Genomic DNA, 19,786 nt, shown 5'->3' on the forward strand with positions numbered 1-19,786 from the left:
ACGCGAGTGCGGCGAACATGACACCATTGGCGGTATGACCACGCCCGTCGAGCATGAGCGGACGCAGGTTGAACCGACCGGCGCGGAGACCGCGGCCGAGGACCGGCCATGGCAGACCGTGGTCTGGAACGACCCGGTGAACCTGATGTCCTACGTGACGTACGTGTTCCAGAAGCTGTTCGGGTTCAGCAGAGACCGGGCCACAAAGCTGATGCTGGATGTGCACCACAAGGGCAAGGCGATCGTGACGTCCGGAACCAAGGACAAGGTCGAGGCCGACGTGGCGAAACTGCACGCCGCCGGCCTCTGGGCGACCATGCAGAAGTCCTCGTGAGGCGCTGGATCCGCGACGGCGACCAGGTCGTCGGTCGCCTCGACCGCCAGGAGGCGGCGGTGGTCCGCGGTCTCGTCAGCCAGATCCAGGACATGCTGCTGGCACGGGCCGAAGAGGCGCCGCAGGACGAGCTCGCCGAGCTCACCGGCATCCGCACCGGCCCGTCGACCGCGCCGGACGACCCGATCCTGGGCCGCCTGCTGCCGGACTTCCACCGGCTCGATCCGGACGCGCCGGATCCCGCGGAGGTCGACTCGGCCGCCGCGCTGCGCTCGTTGCACGAACCTGAGTTGCTCGACGCCAAGACCGGCGCGGCCGAGGTCGTGCTGTCGACCTGCGCGCCCGACGGCGGCGAGATCCGGCTGCGGATCGACCAGGCCGAGGCGTGGCTGTCGTCGTTGAACGACGTGCGGCTCGCGTTGGGGACAGCGCTGGACGTCACCGAGGACATGCCCGAAGAGCTGCCGCCCGAGGACCCGCGGTCGCCGCACCTCGGCGTCTACCACTGGCTGACCTGGGTGCAGGACACCCTGGTCGACGCCATGATGCAGTAGTGATCACCGAAGTTCCCGGTGTCCTCGTGGGGCACTCGCACCGGTTGACCGAAGGTTGGGCCACCGGGACGACCGTGGTGCTCGTTCCGGGTGGTGCCGTCGGGGCCGTCGACTCGCGCGGTGGTGCGCCGGGGACGCGGGAGACCGATCTGCTGGAGCCGTCCAACCTGGTGTCGTCCGTGCACGCCGTGTGTCTGAGTGGCGGCAGCGCGTATGGGCTGGCGGCCGCGGACGGTGTGATGCGGTGGCTCTCCGAGCGGAACATCGGGTTTCCCGTGGGGCCGCAGCCGCATCAGGTCGTGCCGATCGTGCCCGCCGCGGTGCTGTTCGACCTCGACATGTCGTCGTGGGGCAACTGGCCCGACGCATCATTCGGTTACTCCGCTTGCGCTTCCGCCGCCGCGTCGTTCGAGCTGGGCACTGTCGGCGCGGGTACCGGTGCGCGGACCGGGTCGTTGAAGGGCGGTGTCGGGTCCGCCTCGGTCCGGGTTGGACAGCACGTCGTGGGTGCGCTGGCGGCCGTGAACGCCGTTGGTGAAGCGGTGGATCGGGCTACCGGCCTGCCGTGGTTGCCGTCGCTGGGGACGTCTCCGGTCGAGCTGCCGCCGTTCGTGGGATCGCGGTTGAACACCACGATCGGTGTGGTGGCGACGAATGCCGCACTGTCCAAAGCGGAGTGCCGGCGGCTGGCCATGGCGGCGCACGACGGGCTCGCACGAGCGGTGCGGCCCGCGCACTCGATGTTCGACGGCGACACGGTGTTCGCGTTGGCCACCGGGGAGGTGCCGGTGTCGTCGCCGTTCGAGCTCGACGCGTTGTGCACGGCGGCCGCGGAGGTTTTCGCGGAATCCATTGTTTCGGGTATATCCGAAGCGTCGACAGTTGCTGACGTAAAGGCTTTTCGCGACCTCTGAGATTTCTCCTTCATCGCGTGTTGCCGGTCGTTACCGTGACCGTGAACCGGCGAAGGAGGAAATGTGGGGGACCAGTTCTCGGTCCAGCTGGACCAGCTCGACGACCTCGCGAACAAGCGGTTGCCCGGAATCGGCCACTGCCTGTCCGAGGTGTTGTCGAACCTCAACCGCGCCATCGACGAGTCGTACGGCGCGTTCGTCGCCGCGGGCGCGAGTGCGCAGCTGTTCGAGGAGACGAAGAACGAGTGGGATCCCACGGCGGACTTCCTGCAGCAGGTGTTGCAGGACAACGTGGAGAACCTCGACCTCGCCTCGAAGGCGCTCAAGGAGATCGCGCATCGCTACCGGCAGGCGGACGGTCAGGCATGAGCACTTACGAGGAGTGGTGCCGCAACCTGGACTCGCAGTCGGGCAACCTCATCCGCCTGGCGTACGAGAACGACGACATCACCGGTGGCGCATGGGCGAAGATGCTGGAAGACGGCATCAGGCCGATCTTCGAGCACTTCAAGTGCGGTGACCCGGACCGCGTCGACTCGATGATCTCCTATCTCACCGAGGCGAAGTACGTGCTGGGCAAGGACCTGCGCGAACACCTCGGCGGCGCGCAGCTCGACATGGACGGCTGGCACGGCGGGGCGGCCGACGACTTCCGTACGTGGCTGCTGAAGCTCGAAGACGCGATCAACCTGCTCGCGGACTGCATCGACGCGTTGATGCTGATCCTGAGGTCGTACAAGGCCATCGTGCTCGCGATGCGCAGCGACGTGCTGCAGCTGGTCAGCACGACGCTGAAAGGGATCGAGGAGGCCGAGGCGAGCGACTGGAAGATCGCGCTCGCAGTGGTCGGCGCCGTCGCGGGCGTGGTCGCCGCGCTGCCCACGGGCGGGGCCAGTCTCTCGGTCACGGCGGTGGCAGCCTCCATGGTCGCCGGCGCGGCCGGTGTCGCCAACGAGATGATGGACGCGGACAGCGAGAACGGCGTCATCCAGGAGATGATCAAGATCGGCTGGAGCATGATCGGCAAGATCAACGGTGAGAGCGGGCGGATCCAGGTCGGTCTGATCGAGCTGTCCGGCTACGTCACCGGTGGCAAACTCGCCGAGGTGCGGCCCGACCGTCCGGTGGTCATCACCGCGCCGTCGTTCGACCCCGGCTCGTTCGGGATGACCGACGAGGCACAGGGCAAGCACAAGCGGCGGCCGACCGACACGACCGACCTCGTCCCCGAACCCAAGCGGCACGAGGACGGCCCGTACGACAAGGCCGGCGGCGTCATCGCCGAGGAGTACGACCAGTACGAGGAACAGGGGCCGGCATGAACACCGCAGAGCTCAACGCGCGTGCGGCACAACTCAGTGAGCAGGCCGCGCACCTCTACTCCCGCGCGCGCCGGCGCAACGAAACCCTGCAGGCGGCAAAGGCGCAGGCCGTCGCGGCGACCGGCGAAGCGTCCTCTTCGGACGGTGCCGTGCGGGCTACCGTCGATGCGGGCGGGATGTTGACGGGACTGGTTCTCGGCCCGGCGGTTTCCGAGCTGAACCCTCGTCAGCTGGCGGCTCTCGTCGTGCAGGTGACGCAGCAGGCCGCCGCCTCGGCTCGGGCGGCCGTGCGTTCGGTGTACACGCCGTTGCAGGACGAAGGGGTGGTCCGCGAGGCGCCGGTGCTGCTGCCCGAGGTCGCGCCCGCGCCGGTTCAGGCTCCGCCGGTGCGTCGTCGCCCGGAGGTTTCGGATGACGACTTCGGTGGTCCGGTGATGAAGGAACAGGGTTGGTGACTCTTCTCCTCGGGTAGCCGACCGGCATGACTGATGTGCGTGTGCTCGACCGGGCGGCGGGCGTCGTGTCGGAGCTCGTGCCGTCCGCGTTGCGTCGTCGTGCGGCGCGTGGCGGGCAGGCCGTGCTGCTGGTGCCCGCCGCGTTCTACACGTCCTCGGTGTTCGTGGTGAACCGCAAGGCGTCCCAGGTGCTGCTCGGGCTCGGGCTGGCGACCACGCCCGCCGCCGTGGCGGGCGAGCTCGCCGAATGGTCCACTTTGGACGTTGAGCAGCGGCGCAAAGGGGTGGTGCACCTGGTCGCCTACGGGGTCGCGTCGGCTTGCTTCCTGACGGCGTTCCGGCTGCGGCTGTACGGGTTCGGGCTCACGTCCCGCATCGCCGGTCTGGCCGGGCTGGGAGTGCTCGCGGCGGACGCATACGCCACACAGGTGAATGACGTTTCGACACCTGGCTGATTATTTCGGGTATATCCGAAGGGGTGCGCAGGTTTTTCTCGTTCTGTGGCGTCACTTTCGCGATAGTCGATAACGTGGTCCCCGGCTGATTTCTTGGGGGATCTCATGGGGGACGGATTCACCGTTCAGGTCGAGAACCTGGACAAGATCGCAACAATTCTCGGCATCGAGATGGCCGGTGGGCTGGAGATGGCCCGCCGCAACCTGACCCTGGCGATGGAGGCGGAGGTCCGCGGGTTCGACACCGCCAACACCTGCGGCTATCACCTGTTCCAGTTGCTGGGCCGGGAATTCCGCGAGACCACGGACTTCATGCAGCAGGTGCTGGAGGACAACCGGGACAACCTCCAGCTCGCCGCCGCTGCCGTGCGTGAGGTCGCGAAGCGCTACCGCGAAGCGGATGGTCAGCGATGAGCGCCGACGACGGCTGGAAGCGCCAGATGCAGGAGGTGAGCGCCCAGTTCGCGGGCAAGCTCGACGTCGCGGCTGCGGACGATCATCGATACAAGGAGGCGGCGCAGCTGAAGCCGCGCCTGTACTCGGCCTTCAGCGCCTTCGCATCCGGTGAGATCGAGGTCGTCAGGCAGATGGCGAGCAACGTGAAAGGCGCGCTGGACGCCATGAAGCACGTCGTTACCAAGGACGCCAACGACGTGCGCACCCTGCTCAAGGGCTGGGAAGGGGCAGCGGCGCAGGACTTCGAGCTTTACATGAACGCCATCGAGTCGGCCGCGCAGCAGTACTCCTACTGTCTCCAGTCGCTCGACGTGATCCTGCAGGGTTCCGAGAAGCTGATTGCGGCGTTGCGGGCGGACGTGAAGGCACTCATCGAGCGGACTCAGGCGGCATACCAGGAGGCCGAGCAGAACGGGCAGAAGATCGGCCTCGCGGTGGCGATCGCGTACGTCGGCCTCATCGCGTCGGTCGGGGCCGGCACCCTCGCCGGGATGGTCGTCGCCGGACTGACCGGCTCTGGCGGTGCGACAATCGAGATGATCGGCGCTGACAGCGAGTTCGACGTTCTCAAGAGCATGGTCGAGCAGGCCGAGCAGATCATCCACAACACCGACGTCGAGCGCGCGAAGCTGGAGGTCGCGTTGCGGACGTTGTGCGACTACGTGACCGGCGGCAAGCTCGCCGCGGTGCGGCCGGAACGTCCGGGCATCGTCACCGCGCCCACCTTCGACCCCGCTGCCTTCGGCCTGCCGCCGCACCTCCAGGGCAGGCACCGTCGCCCCAAGCCCGGCGGTGAGCTGGTGGTCGAGCCGCCGGTCAAGCCGTCCGGTCCGTACGACAGCGAGGACGTCAACTCGGAGAAGAACAGGGACCGCTACGTCGAGCAGGTGCCGAAATGACCGACCCGGGATTCTCCGAGAGCATGGACCAGCTCGTCGCACAAGGCGCCTACCTGTTGGAACGTGCCAAGCGGCGGCACGAGGCGGTGCAGTCCACACGCGAACAGGCGTTGCGGACGACCGGCGAGGCGGCGTCGTCCGATGGGCAGGTGCGGGTGGTCGTCGACGGTGGCGGCATGGTGACGTCCCTGGTGCTCGGGCCGGGTGTACTACAGCAGAACCCGCGTCAGCTGGCCGCCGTGATCACCGAGGTGTGCCAGCTCGCGGCTTCGCGGGCGCGGGCCGGCATCTGGCAGGCCTACACGCGGCTGGAGAACGAGGGGCTGCTCAAGCACATGCCCCTGCTGTTGCCCGAGCCCGTCGCGCCACCTCCGGCTCCCGCGCCCGTGCGGGCGCCGCGCCGGCCCGAGGTGCCCGACGACGACTTCGGCGGTCCGGTCATGAAGGAACAGGGCTGGTGACCCTCGTTCACCCTGCGGATATGTCGGCGTTCTCACAGACCGGGACGGTTCTCGCCAGCACGTAGGATGGACCGGTGCTGGTGATTCGCCGTGACCTGGTGGACGCGATGGTGGCCCACGCCCGCCGTGACCATCCCGACGAGGCGTGCGGCGTCATCGCCGGCCCGGTGGGCACGGACCGGCCCGAGCGGTTCATCCCGATGGAGAACGCCGAGCGGTCGCCGACGTTCTACCGGTTCGACGCCGCCGAACAGCTCAAGGTGTGGCGCGAGATGGACTCGAACGACGAGGTGCCGGTGGTCATCTACCACTCGCACACCGCGACCGAGGCCTATCCGTCGCGCACCGACGTCTCCTTCGCGGGCGAGCCGGACGCGCACTACGTGCTGGTCTCCACGCGGGACCCGGACGTGCACGAACTGCGGTCGTACCGCATCGTCGAAGGGGTCGTGACCGAGGAGCCGGTCAAGATCATCGAGATCTCGGAGGATTAAGCATGGCAGTCACCGTCTCCATCCCGACCATCCTGCGGTCGCACACCGGTGGGGAGAAGTCCGTCCCGGCCGAGGGCGGCACGCTCGCGGAGGTCATCGAGCACCTCGAGGCCAACCACGGCGGCCTCAAGGCCCGCCTGGTCAAGGAGGGCTCGCTGCACCGGTTCGTCAACGTCTACGTCAACGACGAGGACGTGCGCTTCTCCGGTGGCCTCAACGCCACCGTGAGCGACGGCGACACCGTCACCATCCTCCCGGCCGTCGCAGGCGGCTGATCTTCCGATGGCCCGCTACGACTCGCTGCTCGACGCGCTCGGCGGCACCCCGCTGGTGGGCCTGCCCCGACTCTCGCCGTCCTCATCGGTGCGGATCTGGGCGAAGCTCGAGGACCGCAACCCGACCGGCTCGATCAAGGACCGGCCCGCGCTGGCCATGATCGAGGCGGCGGAGCGGGACGGGGTGCTGCGCCCCGGCGCGACCATCCTCGAGCCCACCTCCGGCAACACCGGCATCTCGCTCGCGATGGCCGCCAAGCTCAAGGGCTACGGCCTCGTCTGCGTGATGCCCGAGAACACGTCCACGGAACGCCGCCAACTCCTGCAGGCGTACGGCGCGCGCATCGTGTTCTCCCCGGCCGCCGGCGGTTCCAACCAGGCCGTGGCCACCGCCAAGGAACTGGCCAAGCAGAACCCGGACTGGGTGATGCTCTACCAGTACGGCAACCCCGCCAACGCGGACGCGCACTTCCGCGGCACCGGCCCCGAGATCCTGCGGGACCTGCCGTCGATCACGCACTTCGTGGCCGGGCTCGGGACTACCGGGACGCTGGTCGGTGTCGGCCGGTACCTGCGCTCGGAGAAGCCCGATGTGCAGATCATCGCCGCCGAGCCTCGGTACGGGGAGCTCGTCTACGGGTTGCGGAACCTTGATGAGGGGTTCGTGCCCGAGTTGTATGACGAGTCCGTGCTGACCGGCCGGTACTCCGTCGGGTCCTACGACGCTTTGCGGCGGACTCGGCAGCTGTTGGAAGCCGAGGGGATCTTCGCCGGGATTTCCACCGGGGCCATCCTGCACGCCGCTCTTGCGGTGGCGCAGAAGGCCGCTGTGGCCGGGAAGAGTGCCGACATCGTGTTCATCGTCGCGGACGCTGGGTGGAAGTACCTCTCCACCGGGGCTTATGCGGGGACTCTGGATGAGGCCGCTGAGCGGTTGGACGGGCACCTCTGGGCTTAGTGCCGCTGGTGGGCCGGGTGGGCTCGCCGGGCTGGGCCGCCGTGGCTGGGTGGTCACCATTGACTTGGCTCCCTGGCAGCGTCCGTGCGGTGGCCGGACTGGGCGCGAGTGCCACGGAGTCCGGCCGAACGGCCGTGCGGGCGCTCGGTGCCGTTGACCGAGTGGGCTCGCCGGTTGGGTGACCGCGGCTGGTCGGTCACCTTGGGCGTAGCTCCGTGGTCGGCTGCGCGGCCCGCTGGAGTGGTCGTCAGGATGGCTTGGCAGCACACCGCGTCCGGTCACGCGATGCGTCGGCCGCTGCCTGGCCCCTGCTCGACGGCGCTATTCAGTTGTGAAATCAGTCGAACAGCCTCACCTCCTCCCGCATCGGTGACGGATCACGATCAGCAGCGGCACACGCCACTCTCGGCGATAGCCATCCCGCACGCGTCGCAGTACTTCGGCGGCGGCAACTCCACCCGTGGCGGAGGCACGATGGGCCGCCACGCGAGAGTCTCTGAGAGGTCCAGCGCGTCGACACAGTCTCGGAAGTTCGTTCCGGGGTTGTCCTTCAGCCAGCGCCGCATGGCGGCGAAGTCATGCTTCGTCAGGTTCATGACCCCGTTGTACCGCCGGGGTCTGACAATTCAGCCCGCGAAAGCCACCGACGGAAGGCCGGACCCGGCACCGGGCACCACGAGCACGGACCCGGACAGCGGCCGCGCAGCCAAAACGGCCTCTGACAAGCCAATACGCGCCGAAGTCACATACAGGTCAGTGAAGTCGGGACCGCCGAAACAACAGGCCGAAGGCTGGTCCACGGGCAACGGAATCTCCCGATCCAGAACACCCGAAGGTGTGTACCGCCGCACCGCCGCACCGCCCCACAACGCCACCCACACGCAGCCGGAAGCATCTACGCAAAGTCCGTCGGGCCAGCCGTCGGTGTGCCCGACGACGCACAGCGGCCGCCGCCCCGACAACGTCCCGGATGCGTCGTCGAAGTCGAAGACGTCGATGCGGCGCGTGGGGGTGTCGATGTAGTACATCAACGTGCCGTCGGGGGACCAGCCGACGCCGTTGGACGTGTTGACCTTCTCCACCATCACCTTGGCGGAACCGTCACCGGAGACGCGCGCCAGCCAGCCCTCGTCGGCGGCCTGGTCGTAGCGCATGGTGCCGGCCCACAGGCGGCCGGACGGGTCGACGCCCGCGTCGTTGCCGCGGACACCGTCGCGCGCCCAGTAGACGAGCCAGGTGCGGGTGCCGTCGCGGTCGATCAGGGCTATGCCGTCGCGCAGGTTCACGACGATGCCGCCGTTGACCCGCGGCTTGGCGGCGCCGACGTGCTGGGGCACCATCAGCACCGCGTCGTCGTCGCGGGACGGGGCGTAGCGGTGCACCTCGGACGCCAGGATGTCGACCCAGAGCAGCGTCGAGCTGCTGTGGTCCCACGTGGGGCCCTCGCCCAGCGTCGCGGCGGTGCGCACGGCCACTTCGATCTCCACCGCGACAGCTTATGGGGACGTACGCTGGAACCGTGGAGCCCACCGCCGTCAGCAGAGACGTCTCCAAGCGGGTCATTCCGCCGCACCCCCTGTTGTCCGCGCTCGTCGTCGGTGGGTTCGTCGGTCTGTTGTTCGTGATCGAGGCGTTCGACACGATCACCGGGCAGTCGCTGGAGGACGACGGCGTCATCCCGCGCGACTTCAGCGAGTGGGACAACCTCATCTGGTACCCGTTCATCCACGGCGACTGGGGCCACGTGATGAGCAACGCGGGGCCGTTGCTCGTGCTCGGGTTCCTCGCCAGTTCCGGCGGCATCAAGCAGTTCCTGCAGGTCACCGTCGTGATCTGGCTGACCAGCGCGCTCGGCATCTGGATCATCGGCGCGCCGGCCAGCCACATCGGCGCGTCGGGGCTGGTGTTCGGGTTCCTGACATTTCTGTTGGTGCGCGGGGTGTTCGCGCGCAGCGCGCTGCAGATCCTGATCGCGGTCGTGGTGTTCGCGATCTACGGCTACGCGCTCTGGGGCGTGCTCCCCGGCCAGCCCGGCGTCTCGTGGGAAGCCCACCTCTTTGGTGCGTTAGGTGGAATTCTGGCTGCGTGGGGCGTCGCGAGGGACAACCGCGCAGGTAATCTCGCCCGGTGACGATCGGGATCATCGACTCCGGTGTGGGTGGACTCACCGTCGCGCGGGCGATCATCGACCAGCTGCCGAACGAGTCGATCCGCTACATCGGCGACACGGCCAACGGACCGTACGGCCCGCTGCCGATCGCGCAGGCGCGCAAGCACGCGCTCGAACTCTGCGACCAGCTCGTGTCCGACGGCGTGAAGATGCTGGTCATCGCGTGCAACACGGCGTCCGCGGCATGTCTGCGGGACGCGCGGGAACGCTACGACGTGCCGGTCATCGAGGTGATCATGCCCGCGGTACGCCGGGCCGTGGCCACCACGCGCTCCGGCAAGATCGGCGTGATCGCGACCGTCGGCACGATCAACTCCGGGGCCTACCAGGACGCGTTCCAGGCCGCGCGCGACGTGGAGGTCACGGCCGCGGCCTGCCCGCGGTTCGTGGACTTCGTCGAACGCGGCATCACGTCCGGGCGCCAGGTACTCGGCCTGGCGCAGGCGTACCTGGAACCGTTGCAGCGCGCGGAGGTCGACACCGTCGTCCTGGGCTGCACCCACTACCCGCTCCTCACCGGCGTGCTGCAGATCGTCATGGGCGACCGCGTCACGCTGGTGTCGAGCGCGGAGGAGACCGTCAAGGACGTCGTTCGCGTACTGACGGATCGCGACGAGTTCAGCGACGGTCCCGCCGAGCACCACATCACCTGCACCGGGCCGTTCCCGCCGTTCGCCAAGCAGGCGACCCGTTTCCTGCCGTCCTTCGAGTACTGGGGATAACTTGAAGCTGACCGTTCTCGGCTGCTCGGGCAGCATTCCGGGACCGGGCGCCGCCGCCTCCGGCTACCTGGTCGAAGCGGCGGGCTTCCGGCTCGTCGTCGACTTCGGCAACGGGGTTTTCGCGCGGTACCAACAACTCCACGGTCCGTTCACGATGGACGCGTTGTTGTTGTCGCACCTGCACCCGGACCATTGCATCGACGTGACGGCCCTGTACGTCGCACGCCGGTACCACCCCGAGCCGCCCGGTGACCGCCTGCCGCTGTACGCGCCGGCGGAGGCGCCGTCGCGGTTCGCCGCCGCCTACGCGCCCAACGAGCTCGAACGGGACACTTTGGACCTGTCCGACGTGTTCGAGTTCCACGCGCTCGGCGAGAAGACAGTCCACATCGGACCGTTCGAGGTGGTGTCCGCTCCCGTCGCGCATCCCTGTGAGGCGTACGGGTTCCGCATTTCCCACGGCGGCGTGACGCTCGCCTACACCGGTGACAGCGGGCCGTGCCCCGGACTCGACACCATCGTCCGCGGCGCCGACGTGCTGCTGAGCGAGGCCAGCTGGACCCACGCCGAGGATCGCGTGCCGGACCTGCACCTGTCCGGCAGGCAGGCCGGGGAGCTCGCGGCCAGGGCGGGTGCCGGCAGGTTGCTCGTCACCCACGTTCCACCCTGGACGGACCGCGAGGCGGTGTTCGCGGAGGCCCAGGCCGCGTACGGCGGACCGGCCGTGCTCGTCCGCGAGGGCGACACGTTCACGATCGGGGAGTCGCATGGAGATTGAGGTGCGGCAGGTCGGCGAGCACCGGTTCGTCGCGTCCAACGGCCGGGCGACGGTCAACGTCGGACGCAAGGACGCGCCGGACTCGTTCAGTCCCGTCGAGCTGCTGCTCGCCGCCGCGGCCGGCTGCGCGGCGGTGACCGCCGAGTCGCTCGTGACGCGCCGCACCGGCGGGCCCGTGCACGCGCGGGCCGCCGACGTCCGGCCCGAAGGCGCGCACCAGCTCGACGCGGTGCCGGTGACGCTGGAGTTCGACGCGTCCGGTTTGGACGATGACCAGCTCGCGGTGATCCGCCGGGCCGTCGAGCAGCTGTGCACGGTGACCCGGACGTTGAAACAGGGCGCGGACGCCCCGCTTCACTTGCCGCCGACGCCCGTCCAGACCGCCGTCGACCCACTGTGACCGGTGCGGACCGTCTGCACGGTCGTCACAACCGCGAGCGCGATCACGAGCACTGATACGACCACCGAGATCCGGCGCCACGTCTTCGTCACGCCGGGGCCGTCGGCGCTGCGCTCGCGGTCGGCGAGCCGGCCCGCCACGAACAGCACGATCACGGCGGCGCCGAAGCCGAGCGCCCAGTTCTGCAGCTGGGCGCCGAGCGCGGCGTGCTTCTGGATCAGTTCGTTGTCGACGCCGGCCTGCTTGAGCCGCTCCTGGAAGTTCTCACCGGCGATCTTGGCGGCGGTGGCGGAGAGCGCGCCCACGAGGGAGACACCCAGCACCGGCCAGGCGTAACGCTGCCGCCAGCGCGGGCGCAGGGCGGCCGCGATCGAGCCCAGCGCACCCAGCGGCAGCAGTACGACGACGGCGTGCACGATGAGCACGTGCGCTGGTAGACCGAAGACCGTCTGCAACATGTCTCTCCCTACGCCAAGGCCGCGCCAAGGGTTCATTAGGGTAAGGCGCGTGGCGAGGACCGACGGCAGAAACGACGACGTGTTGCGTGACATCCGGATCACGCGTGGATATCAGCAGTGGCCCGCCGGGTCCGTGCTGGTCGAGTTCGGCAACACCAAGGTGCTGTGCGCGGCGAGCGTGACCGAGGGCGTACCCCGGTGGCGGTCCGGCTCCGGCCTCGGCTGGGTGACCGCCGAGTACGCGATGCTGCCGTCCGCGACCCACACGCGCTCGGACCGTGAATCCGTTAAGGGCCGCATCGGCGGCCGTACGCACGAGATCTCCCGGCTGATCGGCCGATCGCTGCGCGCGTGCATCGACCTGGCCGCGCTGGGCGAGAACACCATCGTGATCGACTGCGACGTGATCCAGGCCGACGGCGGCACCCGCACCGCGGCGATCACCGGCGCGTACGTCGCGCTGGCCGACGCCGTCACGTGGCTCGGTGCCGCGGGCCGGCTGGCGGACCCGCAGCCGCTGTCGTGTGCGGTCTCGGCGGTGTCGGTCGGCGTCGTCGACGGGCGCGTCCGGCTCGACCTGCCCTACGAGGAGGACTCGCGCGCCGAGGTCGACATGAACGTCGTCGCCACGGACGCGGGCACCCTGATCGAGGTGCAGGGCACCGGCGAGGGCGCGACGTTCGCCCGGTCCACTCTGGACAAGCTGCTCGACGTGGCGCTGGCCGGGTGCGCCGAGCTGAACCGCATCCAGGCCGAGGCGCTGGCCGCGCCGTACCCCGGCGTGCTGCCCGAGCCGTCGAAGAAGGCGTCCAGGAAATGACCAAGCTGCTGCTGGCGTCGCGCAACGCCAAGAAGCTCCGTGAGCTCCAGCGCATCGTGGCCTCGGAGGGGCTCTCCGGCATCGAGGTGCTGAGCCTCAACGACGTGTCGGCGTTCCCCGAGGCCCCCGAGACCGCACCCGACTTCGAGGGCAACGCCCTGGCCAAGGCGCGCGACGCCGCGGCGGCCACCGGGCTCATCTCGGTCGCCGACGACTCCGGCATCGAGATCGACGCGCTGAACGGCATGCCCGGTGTGCTGTCAGCGCGTTGGTCCGGCAAGCACGGGGACGACGAGGGCAACATCGACCTCGTTCTCGGTCAGCTCGGTGACGTGCCCGACGAACGCCGGGGCGGCGCGTTCGTGTCCGTGGTGGCGATGGTCGTGCCCGGTGGGGACGAGGTCGTCGTGCGCGGGGAGTGGCGCGGGACGATCCGGCGGGAGCGGTCCGGGGCCAACGGGTTCGGCTACGACCCGATCTTCCAGCCCGAGGGGTACGACATCACTTCGGCTGAGATGACGGCCGAGCAGAAGGACTCGCTGTCGCACCGCGGCCGCGCGCTGCGGCTGCTCGTCCCGCACCTGCGCGAGCTGGGCTAGTTCCTCCACTCGATCGTCACGTTGGGGCTGAGCTCGTGGGCGACGTCCAGAACACCTTTGAGGTGGCTCGGCAGGCTGACCGTGATGGACTTGCCGCGCAGCGGGCCGAGGCCTTGTTCGGGCAGGTAGGCCAGGCTGAGCCACCTCAGGTTCGGGTGTTCGGCGACTGGAGAGATGTCCGCGCAGGCGGTCCCGGCAAGCCAGAGACGAGTGAGTTGCGGCAGGTGGGTCGCGATATCACGCAGCACCCTGGTGTGGGTCCGGTAGCCCAGTCGGAGAGATCTGAGGTTCTGCAGCCGTCCCAACGGCCCAAGGTTCACGTTGCTGGGCCATTCGGTGCATGAGAAGTAATACACCTGCGGCACGTGATCTAACCCGGTGAGGTCCGCACGGCTGGACAGAGGACCAACCGAAAGCAACTCGACATCGGGAACATGACGGAGGAAATCGAGGTCCTGGTGCTCGAGAACCGTCGTGAACTGTAACGACCTCAGCTCGGGCAGCTCCGACAGCACCGCGTAGTTGTCAAAGCTGTGGGCTCCGGTCAGCGACAGCGTGTGCAGCCGTGAATGCGCGGTGAGCGGGGTCAGGTCGACACGACCTTCGAACCTGACCTGGAGCCTTTCGAGGTGTGGCACCGAGTCGAGAAACGCCAGATCACGCTGATGATCGGAAACGTCCAGATTGAGGTGAACCGCGGACAGGTAGCGCAGCAGCCCCAGGTGCGGCACCTGCCGCGTAGTGCCGATCACGATGCGTCCGTCGTCCAGTGGTGCTTCGGCCAGCACCTCCTTCGCGTACCTCTCGGGGTCGTAGTGCTGCCACGCGGCCGCCAGTTCGGTCTGCACACAGGACCGTGCGTCCCCGGCGTAGCAGGCCAGTTTGGCGATCGCCTCGGGAGCACCGGTCGCCGCCGCGGCGCGCACGGTCGCCCTCGCGACGGCGTCGGACAAGCTGTCCAGGCTCGCGGGCAGGTAGCGCAGGACGCGATGTCCGATCGTCACCAGGGAGTGGGTTTCTTTCAGGCTGCGTGGTGGCACCAGGTGGTTCTCGATGACCTGGTTGACCCGGTCGTGCACGTCGGGGGCCACGTCCGGGACCGTTTCCAGGCACGCGGCCGCGAGCAGGCGCAGGCGCCGGGCGTGCCGTGGTTCCCGGTCGGCGCGGTCGAGGATGTCGCCGAGCAACTCACTGACCTGGCTGCGCTGGCCGTGTCCGCATGCGAGGACGATCGTCTCGGACCACGAGTCCTGGTGCGCGTGCCCGGCGAGAGTCTCGATCTGGCCGTCCTGCATCGCCTCCGCACCCGCCAGGTACTCCTGGAACGTCCGGTGCACGAAGTCGACCTGTCCCGGCACGGGCTCGCGGACGACGCCGCTGCGTTCGAGAAGGTGCGAAACGATCGTCTCCGCGTCAACGACGACGTTGGGCATCGCACGCACCTTGCGGGTCACGTGTTCCCGCACCTTCGGCGTCGGCAGCTGGCTGCGGTTGCCGAGGGTGAGGCGCCACGCCAGGTCGCGCAGCAGCACTGTCTTCTCGGTGGCGGTGAGCAGGCCCGCGATCTCCCGTTCCGCGTCCCGCAGATCCAGCAGCATCGTGAGTGCCGCCTGGTACAGCTCCATGCGGCTGCTCGGCAGCTCGGACGTGCGGCTCAGGTTCAGCGCGCACAACATCGCGCACAGCAACGGGTTCGCGGCGAGCGACTGCAGGTGGTCGCGGTTGTCCAGCTGGTTCTGCAGCCGGCGTTGCGCCGCGGGCAGAGCGTCGACCGGGCACGGCAACGAGTCCGCGTCCCGTGCGGCGACGTGCCAGCGTTCGAGGAACCTGCGCACGTCGGCGGGGTTCATCTGCTCCAGCAGCACCGACTTGAAACCCAGGTCGCCCAGCCACTTCTGGTCGGCGGCGGCCGGACGTGACGACACCACGAAGCGCGCCTCGGGGAAGGCGGTGCACAGTTCGCGGAGCCACTCGCGGACAAGATGCCGTTTGCCTGGCGGCACCTCGTCCACGCCGTCCACGAGTACCAGCCCATGACCGGACTTGAGCGCGCGGTGCACCCACAGTTTCGGCATCATGCCTGCCAGCGGGCCGGCACCGTGGTCGAGGAACTCCTCGGGTTTGGGTAGCGGCGCGTCCGCGTACCGGCGTAATCGGATGGGAAACGGGATGCAGCCGTTCCACGACTGCATGTCGTCGGTGAAGCGGCCGCGTGCGGCGGTAATGGCGAGCCAGTCCAGCAAGGTCGTCTTGCCCGAGCCCGCCTCGCCCCGCACCAGGGTCCGGCGGGACATCGCGGATTCCACTCGGATCGCGCTGAGCTCATCGGCCAGCCTCTGCTCGAAGAGGCTGTCGGAGCTTCCAGACGCTGAGAGGCTTAGGTACGCCACGCTCAAAGCGAGCTTCGGGCGGTTCTTCATGCTCAGGCCGAGCAGTTCGAGGCGGTCCAGCGACGTCGCGAGGTAGCGCAGGTACTCGTCGCGGAACTCGGCGTCGTTGGCCGTGCCCTGCGGCGCGTGGAGGCTCGTGCGGGGCACGCGCGCCAGCAGCTCGTCGAGTCGCGCCGTCTGGGCAGCAGCACGGCTGAGCACCTCGGCCAGAGCACGTGGCTGGAACGACGGCAGATGCCGGATCACCTGGACCAGGTAGCGGCACGCCTGGTCCAGCGCGATTCCGTAGAGCCGCTCGGCACCCTCGGCCAGGCCCGCCGGGGCAGGCACCTCCCGGCGGATGCGCTCGGCCAGTTGCTCCGGGTCGGCGTCGTCGGACAGCAGCGCGTCGTCGGACAGGTCGATCTCCGCCAGAGCGTCGAGCACCGCAGTAAGTGCGGCCTCGATCTCGTTGTCCGGCAAGGAACCGCAGCGTTCGAGCACCGGGTCGAGCTGCTCGGTGACCTGGTGGCCGATCCCTTCGACGAGGTGGTCCAGCTTCGCGAGCTGCCACGGCTTGGCGAGCTCGTCGGCGGCAAGCACAGCGAGTGGCTCCGTGCGGTCTTTTGTCTTGCGGCGCTTGGACAACCAGGCCTTGGCGGCGTGCTGGGCCACGGCTTGGCCGATCTTGCCGGCGGCGATCTCTAAACCCACCCGCGCGACGTTATCGGTCAGGCGTGTGCGTGGGCGACGGAAACGACACATACGCCGGCCGCGATCAGGGCCATGCCCACGACCATGGCGACGTTGAGCGGGTCGCGGCTCACGATCGCCACCAGCGCGATGCCCGCACCAGCCCAGATCGCGTAGGTGATCGCGACCGGGAGTGCGAGCCGGATCACCACCGATTCCAGATACAGGGCGGTGCAGAAACCGAGCGCGAGTCCGGCTACCGGCAAGGGTTTTGTGAAACCGTCGGACGCGCGAAGACAGAGGGTTGCGAAAACTTCCGCGCCAATGGCGACGGTCAGCAATATCCACTTCAGCATTGAATTTTCCCAGCACAAATACACGCCTCGCCGGGCGAGTGCGCGCTTAAGAGGACGGTTGACGAACGGGCGGAAAAGCCCAGGTGTCAGCCGCCGCGAGTGGGGAAGTGGACTCGCAGAACGAAATCAGACGGGATGTCGGGGCCGTTGGGTGCCGTCAAGCGACACACGGTGTATCACCCTCACCGGAAACTGGGGCGGCTTGTTACCTGCCCTCGCCTCGACCATACCCGAAGAAGGGGTTGCCGCCGCAAGAGTTGCGGCGGCAACCACGGAATCACGCGGGAAGTTCGCGCAGCAGCTTCGCGACGTGACCGGTCGCGCGCACGTTGTACATCGCTTTCACGATCTTGCCGTCCGGGCCGACCAGGAACGTCGAGCGGATCACGCCCTCGACCGTGCGGCCGTAGTTCTGCTTCTCGCCGAACGCGCCCCACGCCTTGAGCACCTCGCGCGACGGGTCGCCCAACAGTGGGAAGTTCAGGCCTTCCTCGGCCGCGAACTTCGCCAGCTTCTCCTGCTTGTCGGGGGAGACGCCGATGACCTCGTAGCCCGACTCGGCGAGCACGCTCAGGTTGTCCCGGAAGTCGCACGCCTGCTTGGTGCAACCGGGGGTCGAGGCGGCCGGGTAGAAGTACACGACCACGGACTTGCCCAGGTAGTCGGACAGCGACACCGGCTTGCCCTCGCTGTCGGGCAGGGTGAAGCCCGGCGCCTGGTCGCCGGGATTGAGTCGTTCGCTCATGACCCCAGAACTTACGCGCGGCCCGAGAACACCGACGGGGTGTCCTGGCCGGGACCACCGGGCAGCACGGTGAGCTGGAGTTCCACGGGGTCCGCGGGCACGGCGAACGCCAGCGTCAGCTTGGTGTCCTGGCCCGGCTGCAGCTCGCTCACGGCCGCCGCGAGGCCGTTGAGACCCTGCACGGAGTCGGTGAGCTCCGGCGTCGGCTGACCGCCCGCCAGAGCCCGTACGGTCAGCTGGGCGGGCCGGAACGCGCTCTTCGAGCCGTTGAACACGGTCACGGTGAACACGGCGGTGCGTGGCGCCTGGGGGAACGCGGTCTCGCTGGGCTTGAGCGACTGGGGTGGGGCGACGGTGATCGACAGGCCACTGGCCCACACGCGCTGGGTGCCGAAGCCGGCGAAGCCGCCGCGCGACTCGGCGCGTTGCAGCACGGGCTCATCGGGGGCGACGGCGACGCTCTGGCCCGCGCATCCCGCCACGGCGAGCAACAGGCACAAGCCCGCTGCCTTCACGGCGAACCTCACGAACCTTCCCCCTTCCCGCCCCGGCGGCGGGCCGTCACGAACTCACCGTCAACGATGACGGTGCGATGTGTGACATGGAACGGAAACGGGGTCCTGACGCGGACCTGGTGCACGAGTGTGGCCGTCTCGTGATGGGAAGCCCATGTCGGCGTGGGCGGCACCACATGCCCTGTGGTGTCACCCACGCCGACCGCGGCGGCGGCCGTGCTCGGAAGCTAGGGAGCGCGTCGGGGGGCGTGCGCGCTCACACCGATCATCGCGCAGGGTGTGCCGTGCGCTACAAGTGGAGCCGTTTATCACCCGTTCAGACCAGTGCCATACGTGCGAAACGTGAAGGTCACGCCTAACCGACTCACGTATGTACGGCTGAACGGCCCAGCTGCGGCGTCCGTTCGGCGAGTTCGCTGAGCAATTCGAAGGAACGGAGGCGGTCCTCGTGGCCGTGCACGATGGTGGTCACCATCAGCTCGTCGGCCTGAGTGTTATCAAGGAGTTGTGAAATTCCTTCGGATACCGTCTCCGGCGATCCGATGATCTGGGTCGCCATCCGGTCCTCGATCACCAACCGGTCGATGTCGGTGTACGGGTACTCGGCCGCCTCGGTGGGCGATGACAACGGTCCCGGACGGCCCTGGCGCAGCCGCACGAACGACAGCGCCCCCGGCCCGGCGATCCAGCGGGCGTGCTCGTCGGTGTCGGCCACGATCACGGACGCGCACACCATCGCGTACGACTCGGAGAGCACCTCCGAAGGCCGGAAGTGGCGGCGGTACAGCTCGAGCGCGGGCAGCGTGTTCTGAGCGCTGAAGTGGTGGGCGAACGCGAACGGCAGGCCCAGCATCCCGGCGGCCTGCGCGCTGTAGCCGCTGGAACCGAGCAGCCACAACGGCGGGCGGTTGCCCGCGGCGGGGACGGCGGCGATGTCGGCCGTGCCGGCGAAGTACTGCATGAGCTCGGTCAGCTGCTGCGGGAAGTCCTCGGCGGACAGGCCGGCCTCGGAGCGGCGCAACGCCCGCGCGGTGCGCTGGTCCGTGCCCGGCGCGCGGCCGATGCCCAAGTCGATGCGGCCGGGGTGCAGTGCTTCGAGCATGCCGAACTGTTCTGCCACCACCAGAGACGGGTGGTTCGGCAGCATCACGCCACCGGAGCCCACCCGGATCGTCGATGTGGCCGACGCGATGTGCTCGATCAGCACGGCCGGCGCGGACGAGGCGATGCCCGGCATGTTGTGGTGCTCGGCGACCCAGTACCTCGTGAACCCCAGCCGCTCGGCGAGCTGGGCCAGCTCGCGGGTGTTGCGCAGTGCGGTGGTGGCGTCCGAGCCCGACGTGATGGGTGCCAGGTCTAGGACGGACAGGGGGATCTCACGAAGACGGCTCATGGTTCGATCAACGTCGTACCATGAGCCGCGTATTCCGGGGTGCTATGGGGGGAGCTTTCCCAGCGCTGGTGTTTTAACCGGGAAGCTCCTGATCTTTGACATGAGCACGGCCACCGCTTGATCATTTTCGGGTTCCGTCCAAAGAACTCGATCATGACAAGTGGTGGCCGTGGCTCATAGTCTGCCCGATC

General features: G+C 68.5%; 27 protein-coding genes. 19 read left to right on the top strand and 8 right to left on the bottom strand.

Features of this window, described 5'->3' with window-relative positions; all coding sequences use genetic code 11:
• The first annotated feature begins 34 nt into the window (after positions 1–34).
• The 13 genes from clpS (at position 35) to QSK35_RS16435 (ending at position 7,577) form a co-directional block, all read left to right on the top strand.
• Positions 35–334 (top strand): ATP-dependent Clp protease adapter ClpS, encoded by a 300-nt coding sequence (gene clpS / locus QSK35_RS16375; RefSeq protein ID WP_285746894.1) that lies wholly within the window; start codon positions 35–37, stop codon positions 332–334.
• The gene (locus tag QSK35_RS16380) at positions 331–888 is read left to right on the top strand and encodes a DUF2017 domain-containing protein (protein WP_285746896.1); all 558 of its coding nucleotides are present in this window, start codon (positions 331–333) and stop codon (positions 886–888) included. Before clpS ends, QSK35_RS16380 begins: the two co-directional genes overlap by 4 nt.
• On the top strand, positions 888–1,802 hold the full coding sequence (locus QSK35_RS16385; protein ID WP_285746898.1) for a P1 family peptidase: 915 nt from the start codon (positions 888–890) through the stop codon (positions 1,800–1,802). The genes QSK35_RS16380 and QSK35_RS16385 overlap by 1 nt, the downstream gene beginning before the upstream one ends.
• A gap of 63 nt (positions 1,803–1,865) precedes the next feature.
• Complete coding sequence (locus tag QSK35_RS16390; RefSeq protein WP_285746900.1) at positions 1,866–2,171, top strand: WXG100 family type VII secretion target; 306 nt, start codon at positions 1,866–1,868, stop codon at positions 2,169–2,171.
• The gene (locus QSK35_RS16395; protein ID WP_285746902.1) at positions 2,168–3,124 is read left to right on the top strand and encodes a hypothetical protein; all 957 of its coding nucleotides are present in this window, start codon (positions 2,168–2,170) and stop codon (positions 3,122–3,124) included. Before QSK35_RS16390 ends, QSK35_RS16395 begins: the two co-directional genes overlap by 4 nt.
• Positions 3,121–3,579 (top strand): YbaB/EbfC family nucleoid-associated protein, encoded by a 459-nt coding sequence (locus QSK35_RS16400; protein ID WP_285746903.1) that lies wholly within the window; start codon positions 3,121–3,123, stop codon positions 3,577–3,579. Before QSK35_RS16395 ends, QSK35_RS16400 begins: the two co-directional genes overlap by 4 nt.
• 26 nt (positions 3,580–3,605) lie before the next feature.
• Positions 3,606–4,034, top strand: coding sequence for a hypothetical protein (locus QSK35_RS16405; RefSeq protein WP_285746905.1), 429 nt, complete (start codon positions 3,606–3,608; stop codon positions 4,032–4,034).
• A gap of 105 nt (positions 4,035–4,139) precedes the next feature.
• Positions 4,140–4,448, top strand: a complete 309-nt coding sequence (locus tag QSK35_RS16410) for a hypothetical protein (protein ID WP_285746907.1) — start codon at positions 4,140–4,142, stop codon at positions 4,446–4,448.
• Positions 4,445–5,389: a WXG100 family type VII secretion target gene (locus QSK35_RS16415; protein WP_285746909.1), complete on the top strand. Its 945-nt coding sequence runs from the start codon at positions 4,445–4,447 to the stop codon at positions 5,387–5,389. The genes QSK35_RS16410 and QSK35_RS16415 overlap by 4 nt, the downstream gene beginning before the upstream one ends.
• Positions 5,386–5,850, top strand: a complete 465-nt coding sequence (locus QSK35_RS16420; protein WP_285746911.1) for a YbaB/EbfC family nucleoid-associated protein — start codon at positions 5,386–5,388, stop codon at positions 5,848–5,850. Before QSK35_RS16415 ends, QSK35_RS16420 begins: the two co-directional genes overlap by 4 nt.
• Before the next feature lie 74 nt (positions 5,851–5,924).
• On the top strand, positions 5,925–6,344 hold the full coding sequence (locus tag QSK35_RS16425; RefSeq protein ID WP_285746913.1) for a M67 family metallopeptidase: 420 nt from the start codon (positions 5,925–5,927) through the stop codon (positions 6,342–6,344).
• 2 nt (positions 6,345–6,346) lie between these two features.
• Complete coding sequence (locus tag QSK35_RS16430) at positions 6,347–6,619, top strand: MoaD/ThiS family protein (RefSeq protein WP_285746915.1); 273 nt, start codon at positions 6,347–6,349, stop codon at positions 6,617–6,619.
• A 7-nt stretch (positions 6,620–6,626) separates the two neighbouring features.
• The gene (locus QSK35_RS16435) at positions 6,627–7,577 is read left to right on the top strand and encodes a PLP-dependent cysteine synthase family protein (protein ID WP_285746917.1); all 951 of its coding nucleotides are present in this window, start codon (positions 6,627–6,629) and stop codon (positions 7,575–7,577) included.
• A 383-nt stretch (positions 7,578–7,960) separates the two neighbouring features.
• Here the strand turns inward: QSK35_RS16435 and QSK35_RS16440 are convergent, their stop codons facing one another.
• Both QSK35_RS16440 and QSK35_RS16445 read right to left on the bottom strand, forming a co-directional pair.
• Positions 7,961–8,173, bottom strand: coding sequence for a hypothetical protein (locus QSK35_RS16440; protein ID WP_285746919.1), 213 nt, complete (start codon positions 8,171–8,173; stop codon positions 7,961–7,963).
• Positions 8,174–8,203: 30 nt separating this feature from the next.
• Positions 8,204–9,064: an SMP-30/gluconolactonase/LRE family protein gene (locus QSK35_RS16445; RefSeq protein WP_285746921.1), complete on the bottom strand. Its 861-nt coding sequence runs from the start codon at positions 9,062–9,064 to the stop codon at positions 8,204–8,206.
• A gap of 32 nt (positions 9,065–9,096) precedes the next feature.
• Here QSK35_RS16445 and QSK35_RS16450 point away from each other — a divergent pair, with 32 nt between their 5' ends.
• Genes QSK35_RS16450 through QSK35_RS16465 form a run of 4 tightly spaced genes read left to right on the top strand, consistent with a single transcriptional unit; the run spans position 9,097 to position 11,647 of the window.
• Entirely contained in the window at positions 9,097–9,708 is a 612-nt protein-coding gene (locus tag QSK35_RS16450; protein ID WP_285746923.1) for a rhomboid family intramembrane serine protease, read from the top strand.
• Complete coding sequence (murI, locus tag QSK35_RS16455; RefSeq protein ID WP_285746924.1) at positions 9,705–10,469, top strand: glutamate racemase; 765 nt, start codon at positions 9,705–9,707, stop codon at positions 10,467–10,469. Before QSK35_RS16450 ends, murI begins: the two co-directional genes overlap by 4 nt.
• Before the next feature lies 1 nt (position 10,470).
• Positions 10,471–11,247 (top strand): MBL fold metallo-hydrolase, encoded by a 777-nt coding sequence (locus tag QSK35_RS16460; RefSeq protein WP_285746926.1) that lies wholly within the window; start codon positions 10,471–10,473, stop codon positions 11,245–11,247.
• Positions 11,237–11,647, top strand: a complete 411-nt coding sequence (locus tag QSK35_RS16465) for an OsmC family protein (RefSeq protein ID WP_285746928.1) — start codon at positions 11,237–11,239, stop codon at positions 11,645–11,647. Before QSK35_RS16460 ends, QSK35_RS16465 begins: the two co-directional genes overlap by 11 nt.
• Here QSK35_RS16465 and QSK35_RS16470 read toward each other — a convergent pair.
• On the bottom strand, positions 11,602–12,105 hold the full coding sequence (locus QSK35_RS16470) for a DUF2231 domain-containing protein (protein WP_285746930.1): 504 nt from the start codon (positions 12,103–12,105) through the stop codon (positions 11,602–11,604). The two genes, QSK35_RS16465 and QSK35_RS16470, sit on opposite strands and share 46 nt — an antisense overlap.
• Before the next feature lie 49 nt (positions 12,106–12,154).
• On the opposite strand from QSK35_RS16470, the gene rph reads away from it, so the two are divergent.
• Together rph and rdgB are read left to right on the top strand one after the other, a co-directional pair.
• The gene (gene rph, locus QSK35_RS16475) at positions 12,155–12,925 is read left to right on the top strand and encodes a ribonuclease PH (RefSeq protein WP_285746931.1); all 771 of its coding nucleotides are present in this window, start codon (positions 12,155–12,157) and stop codon (positions 12,923–12,925) included.
• Positions 12,922–13,524: an RdgB/HAM1 family non-canonical purine NTP pyrophosphatase gene (gene rdgB / locus QSK35_RS16480; RefSeq protein ID WP_285746933.1), complete on the top strand. Its 603-nt coding sequence runs from the start codon at positions 12,922–12,924 to the stop codon at positions 13,522–13,524. Before rph ends, rdgB begins: the two co-directional genes overlap by 4 nt.
• On the opposite strand, the gene QSK35_RS16485 is transcribed toward rdgB, so the two are convergent.
• The 5 genes from QSK35_RS16485 to QSK35_RS16505 form a co-directional block, all read right to left on the bottom strand.
• Complete coding sequence (locus tag QSK35_RS16485; RefSeq protein WP_285746935.1) at positions 13,521–16,607, bottom strand: NACHT domain-containing protein; 3,087 nt, start codon at positions 16,605–16,607, stop codon at positions 13,521–13,523. The two genes, rdgB and QSK35_RS16485, sit on opposite strands and share 4 nt — an antisense overlap.
• 17 nt (positions 16,608–16,624) lie before the next feature.
• Positions 16,625–16,942 carry a DMT family transporter gene (locus QSK35_RS16490; RefSeq protein ID WP_285746937.1) on the bottom strand — a complete coding sequence of 106 codons (318 nt, stop codon included), beginning with the start codon at positions 16,940–16,942 and terminating at the stop codon, positions 16,625–16,627.
• Positions 16,943–17,219: 277 nt separating this feature from the next.
• Complete coding sequence (gene bcp / locus QSK35_RS16495) at positions 17,220–17,687, bottom strand: thioredoxin-dependent thiol peroxidase (RefSeq protein WP_285746939.1); 468 nt, start codon at positions 17,685–17,687, stop codon at positions 17,220–17,222.
• Positions 17,688–17,698: 11 nt separating this feature from the next.
• Positions 17,699–18,214, bottom strand: coding sequence for a hypothetical protein (locus QSK35_RS16500; protein ID WP_285746940.1), 516 nt, complete (start codon positions 18,212–18,214; stop codon positions 17,699–17,701).
• Positions 18,215–18,566: 352 nt separating this feature from the next.
• Positions 18,567–19,595 carry an LLM class flavin-dependent oxidoreductase gene (locus QSK35_RS16505; RefSeq protein WP_285746942.1) on the bottom strand — a complete coding sequence of 343 codons (1,029 nt, stop codon included), beginning with the start codon at positions 19,593–19,595 and terminating at the stop codon, positions 18,567–18,569.
• Positions 19,596–19,786: the final 191 nt, after the last annotated feature.

Origin of the sequence: Lentzea sp. NBRC 105346, assembly GCF_030269605.1 — a bacterium.
Lineage (GTDB): Bacteria > Actinomycetota > Actinomycetes > Mycobacteriales > Pseudonocardiaceae > Lentzea.